Source organism: Synechococcus sp. H60.3 (assembly GCF_047462295.1).
In the GTDB taxonomy this organism is placed as follows: Bacteria; Cyanobacteriota; Cyanobacteriia; order Thermostichales; family Thermostichaceae; genus Thermostichus.
The window spans coordinates 1-5792 of the sequence record NZ_JANSIY010000135.1 but is presented as its reverse complement, the minus strand read 5'-3'; the positions used below and the strand labels follow the sequence as shown (position 1 = coordinate 5792).

The 5792-nt window shown below is 62.1% G+C and carries 3 protein-coding genes; 2 read left to right on the top strand and 1 reads right to left on the bottom strand.

Annotation, left to right across the window (positions count from 1 at the left end):
- Both NW841_RS11510 and NW841_RS11505 read left to right on the top strand, forming a co-directional pair.
- Window positions 1-2954: hypothetical protein (locus NW841_RS11510; RefSeq protein WP_414386482.1), on the top strand; the 2954-nt coding region annotated here is incomplete at its 5' end.
- A 93-nt stretch (window positions 2955-3047) separates the two neighbouring features.
- Entirely contained in the window at window positions 3048-4283 is a 1236-nt protein-coding gene (locus NW841_RS11505; RefSeq protein ID WP_414365312.1) for an LL-diaminopimelate aminotransferase, read from the top strand.
- 138 nt (window positions 4284-4421) lie between these two features.
- Here the strand turns inward: NW841_RS11505 and NW841_RS11500 are convergent, their stop codons facing one another.
- Window positions 4422-5384, bottom strand: a complete 963-nt coding sequence (locus NW841_RS11500) for a Gfo/Idh/MocA family protein (RefSeq protein WP_414370983.1) — start codon at window positions 5382-5384, stop codon at window positions 4422-4424.
- Window positions 5385-5792 lie beyond the last annotated feature (408 nt).

Here is a 5792-nt window from a genome sequence, read left to right as displayed (position 1 = left end):
GGGCAGCGGCCCACGCCCGGCGGCAGGCACAACAGGCCCAGGCAACGCCGTCTTCCCGGCCCGCTTCAGTGGCGACGCCCTCTGTAACTGTTCCGACTCTGGACTCCCTCGGCTCTCCCCGTTCCCAAGCTGCTGCCCTGCGGATGGAAGAAGAACGCCGCCTGCGTCCCACCGAGGCTAGGCGCGGCCTAGGATCCACTGGCGAGAGCTTAGCTACTGCTTATCCGGTTACCCCTCAAGGGCCAGAGGGGCTTGGTTCGGAAGAGGCGGCGCAGCGAATCCCGACCTTGATCTCGCAAGCCGGCGGGAGCTGGAATTTGGGCGGCGCCCCTTCCCCTGCACCTTCTTCCACCGGCACTCAGATGGCAGCTCAAACCGGAACTGAGTCATTCACCCCCACTGCCGGATCTCTACTGGCTCCCCAGTTGTTGGAGCGGTTCCCCCTGTTGCGGGATCTGGGCGCTTCTGCCACCGGCCCAGAAGCCGCTCCGCCTGCCAGCCAGGGATCCCAGATTCGCCAGCAACTGGCGGCCACCGCCACCAGCCAACGGCAGATCCCCCTCGACCCGGATCAGATCAACGTCAGTGGGGATGTGCTCCGCTACATCGCTGAACAAGACCTGGGCATTGCCGAGGGAAACGCCCAGATCCAACTGGCCGACGGCACCCGCATCAGCGGCGAGCGGCTGTTGTTTTACCGGCGGGAACGGCGCCTGCGCAGCGAGGGCCCTTTTCGCATGGAGTGGCCTCCTGGGCCGCAGGGGCGCGGGATCCGGCAAATCGAGGGGCGCAACCTGGACTTGGATATCCCCGGTCGCAGCGCTCAATTTGAAAACTCGCTGGTGATCCTGCCGGGGGAGGAGCCGGGCACCCGGGTTTTTGTGCGCAGCCAAGAGACCACTGCCCTGTTGGGAGAGCGGATCTTCTTCGAGAAGGCCACCGTCACCACCTCGCCGGAGCCGCCCATCACCCACTACGTGCAAGGGGATCGGGTGGAGGTGTTTCCCGATGACCGGGTCATCGTTTACGACGCCCGCGTCTTTGCCGGTGGCGAGCTCACCCAAGAGGGCGATCTGCGGGCGGGGCTGCAGATTGCCTACTTGCCCCTCTTCGTCTACAGCCTGCGGGATCACCAGTGGGTGCTGCCGGGGCGCAGCGAGGCGGAAGGGGTGTTTGTCAAGTCCAGTTGGGCCTACCGCTTCGACGAGTACAACTTCGGCGGCCTGCGGCTGGATGTCCTGCAGAAGAAAGGCCTGGGCATCGGCTTTCTGCACGACTACATTCTCCCCATCCCCGATAGCGTCAACTACGGGCGAGCCCAGTTTTACCTGGTAACTGAGGCCGACCAGCGGCGCTTCTCCAGCCGCTTCCGCCTTGACCACAACTTCGACTTCTACGCCGCCAACCTCCTCGGCCAAGAGGGCCAACTGCGGGGCCAGCTCAACCTCAACCTAGACAACACCTACCGCCCTGCCGGCGGGCGCAACGACAACGCTGACCTCCGCCTCAACGCCACCTTTCAGGGGGATCTCTCCACCACCACCCTCAACATCAACCGCAGCGGATCCCAGGAGAACGGCACCTATAGCTTTCCCCTCACCCTCAGTCACATCCAGCGCTACGGGGGCGTGCCTTGGCTGCAGTCGGATCTGCGCTTGGACTACAACCAGCGGGTCAGCGTCAAAGATGGGCCAGATTTTGCTGACGCACGGCTGACCCTGGCTGCCCAACTCACCCCACCCGGCTGGGGCGGCACCTACCGCCTCAACTACCGCGCCTACAGCAGCTCCAACGGCGACACCGAGCCGCGCCGCAACTTCGAGCTGGCCTTCAATCCCGATCTCCTCCGCATCGCTCCCGATATCTCCCTCAGCAGCACCTTCACCCTGACCCAAGAGCAACAGCCGGATCGAGAAGTGGGATCCGGCCTCAACTTTTTCAATCGCTACGAGCTGCGCTCCAGCCTTCAATTCAACGACATTCAACCGGCTCCCTGGATCACCTTCATGCCCGGCTCGATCGACTACACCCAAGTCCTGTACTCAACCCCCGACCAGGAATCCACCGTCAGCCTCAACCCCCGCCTCAGCCTCAAGCCCGCCGACTGGAACACCATCGATCTGCGCTACAGCCGCACCTTCTACGGCAACAATTCCGCTCCTTTTCAAACCCTTTCCGTCAGCCCCAAGGATGTGGATCGCCTCAACGCCAGCATTAGCTTCTTCACCCCGCGCAACTTCCTGCTCAACGTGCCCCCCGGCTACATCGCCTTTGAAGATGACCTGCCCGGCGAGCTGCCCATAGCCCTGACCTTCCCCGACGATACGCCGGAGGATTTGGAAGCGATTGCCTCCCGCAACTTGCAGGAGCTGCAGGCGGAAGTAAAAAACCTGCTGCGCCTGGACACCAGCCTAGGTTACGACTTTGTCGCTCAAAAGTGGGATACCCTCAACGCCAACTTTACCTGGAACACCACCCCTGAGCTATTCAACATCCAGGTGCAAACCTCCTACGACCTCAACGAGGGGCAGTTACAACCGATCCGTCTGGAATATCGAGGGCGCAGCAGCACCACCTTCAACCGGGAGCAGCGCTCGGGTCTAGATAGCTATGAGCCGGGGATCAGCTACGCGCTGCAGGCGGTTTACGATCCTCGGCTAGGCCAGATCTCTACCTATGGACTGGAGTTGGATGCCACCCTCGGCACGCAGTGGCAAAACCACTGGCGGCTCCGCCTGGGCCTAACGGAGGCAGGGATCCGCCGCATTGAGGTGCGCCGCGACCTGCGGGATTTCGAGCTGCGCTTGGCCTACGATCCGCTGGCGGAGTCGCTGCGCCTAGAAGGGATCCTGGTGGCCTTTCCCAGCCGCCCCCTGGGCCTGACCCAGGAGCGGGGAGAGTTTCACCTGACCTCGCCAGTGGGTGCCTTCAGCCTGGATAGCCTGAGGCAGTGAGCCAGGCAGGTTACAGGGGTTGACAGAAGCAGGAGGGAGGTGGCTTCGGCTACACTGGAGGGCCGGTGGTTTTTTAAGCAGTGCTCAACTCCTATGGCCAGGATCAACGACCACTTCCTCAAGCTGAAGGCCGGCTATCTCTTTCCCGAGATTGCCCGGCGGGTACAGGCCTTTGCTGCCGCCCATCCGGAAGCCCAAATTATCAAGATGGGCATTGGCGATGTTACCGAGCCGCTGCCGGAGGCCTGCCGGACGGCCATGATCCGGGCCGTGGAGGAAATGGGGGAGCGGGCTACCTTCCGCGGCTACGGCCCAGAACAGGGCTACGAGTGGCTGCGCCAAGCCATTGCCCGGCACGATTTTCAGTCTCGCGGCTGCGACATCGACGCTTCTGAGATCTTCATCTCCGACGGCTCCAAGTGCGACTGTGGCAACGTCCTGGATATCCTCGGTCACGACAACACCATTGCCATCACGGATCCCGTCTATCCCGTCTATGTGGACACCAACGTGATGGCGGGCCATACGGGGCCGGCCAACGAGCGGGGTGAGTACGAGGGCCTGGTCTATCTGCCGCTGACGGCGGAAAACCACTTCACCGCCAGCCTGCCCCAGCAAAAAGTCGATGTCATCTACCTCTGCTTTCCCAACAATCCCACCGGTGCAGTAGCAACCCGGGAGCATCTGCAGGCCTGGGTGGACTATGCCCGCGCCCACAACTCGCTCATCCTCTTTGATGCCGCCTACGAGGCCTACATTACGGAGCCTGGGATCCCCCACTCCATCTACGAGATCCCGGGGGCAAGGGAATGCGCCATCGAGTTCCGCTCCTTTTCCAAGACAGCCGGCTTTACCGGCACCCGCTGCGCCTTTACAGTGGTGCCCAAGTCGCTACGGGGCCAAGCTGCCGATGGCTCCTGGGTGGATCTCTGGAGCCTGTGGTATCGCCGCCAGTCCACCAAGTTCAACGGCGTGGCCTACATCGTGCAGCGGGGGGCAGAAGCCGTCTATTCTGAGGCAGGGCAGGCCCAGGTGCGGGCTTTGGTGCAGTTTTACCTGGAGAATGCCCGCATCATCCGCGAGCAGTTGGCCAAAGCCGGGATCCAGGCCTACGGCGGCGTCAACGCTCCCTACGTCTGGGTAAAGGCGCCCACTGGGCTGAGCAGTTGGGAGTTTTTCGACAAGCTGCTGCACACCTGCCATGTGGTGGGGACTCCCGGCTCTGGCTTTGGCAGCGCCGGCGAGGGCTACTTGCGCCTGTCGGCTTTTAACAGCCGCGCCAACGTAGAAGAAGCCATGCGCCGCATTGTCAGCGTGTTTGGGAGCTGAGCAGCCGGCCCTCCTCACCCCCAGCTCCTCTCCCCTTGGGGGAGAGGGGGGATAACCAGCATGCTGTTTCATAGCTGTCTGCAATTTCTGAAAACGCTTTCGAACTTCTCCCCTAAGGGTTCTCTGGAGTTGGATGGGTCACACTTCCACGCGGACAACCTGCTGGGTTTGGGCGGATCGCTCGGCGGCCTCGGCCACGGCGAGGGCATGGAGCATCTTTTCGGTGTCTACGTAGAGAGGGCTGCCGTGGCGCAGGTGATCCAGCACCATGCGGGTGTCTTGTTCGAACAGGCCGTGGCGGGATCCCGTCTCCAAGGGGTGGGCACTGCCGGCGCGCAACAGCATCGCCTCTTCGCCGTTGATCAGCAGGCCCCCCCGCTGGCCGTGGAACTCCAGTAGCCGCTGCGAGCACCACAGAGAGTCTCCCTTGCCATAGGTCAACACTGCCAGCAACCCGCTGGCAAAACTCAGTTGGGCTGTGCAGTAGCAACTGCTGTAGCGCTGGGGCAAATCCGGCCCGTCGTAGCGCAGTTGACAGCTCACCCGCTCCACCTTGCCCAGCAAGTCCACCAAGCGGTGAATGCGGGAGACAGCCCCCATGAGGGGGAAGCCAAACAGCTCAGGCCGGTAGGTCCAGCGGTCGGGGGCGGGGTGGGTGGCGGTGAGGGTGATGTAGCGGACGGCAAACAACTTGCCCAGCCCTTCCAGCTCCCGCCTCAGCAACAGGTGGATGCCGCTGAGGAGCTCGATGTGCTCCACGTGCAACAGCAACCGCCGCTCGGCTGCCAATTGCACCAGCGACCGGGCTTCGGCAAGGCTGAGGGCAAGAGGATATTCAACGACAGTGTGGATCCCTGCTTCCAGCGCAGCGCGGGCAATGGCCCCATGATCCCGATTGATGGTGCTGACAAAAACCAGATCCAGCCGCTGCTCGCGGAAGAGAGAAGACCAGTCGAAATAGGCAACAGCCCCAAACTCGGCGGCAAAAGTAGCACTCCGCTCGGGGGATCGACCGACAACAGCCACAATCTCCACTTGCCCATCTTTGCGCAAGGCCTCAGCCCGTGAGCGAGCCGCGTAGCCGGTGCCGATGATCCCCACTCGCAAGGTCTGTTCCCTCTCCTAGCCTGCCTCTGTTTGTAGCATCACACAGAAAGGATCCCTTGTACTACCTAGCCATCAGGATCTCGCTTCACCCCAGGGAAACTCCTGCTGCACCCCTTTATTTCAAGCAGCAATAAAACCTCTCGTCACATCGCTATTGCTGCGCAACGCTGTCGCGAACGCGTCTCCCCAACTCCCCTCTCCCTGAGGGAGAGGGGACGGGGGTGAGGGATAGCTCCCTGAGGGAGAGGGGGCGGGGGTGAGGACATCAATTGTGGCCCGCCACCAGTGAAAATTAACGTAAGGTGCGGAATTCCTCACCGTCTATACGGTGGGGATGGATAGCACCCTCTGACTGATTCTGGATGTATTGCTTCACAATTTCTAGGGAGCAAATCATGCCAA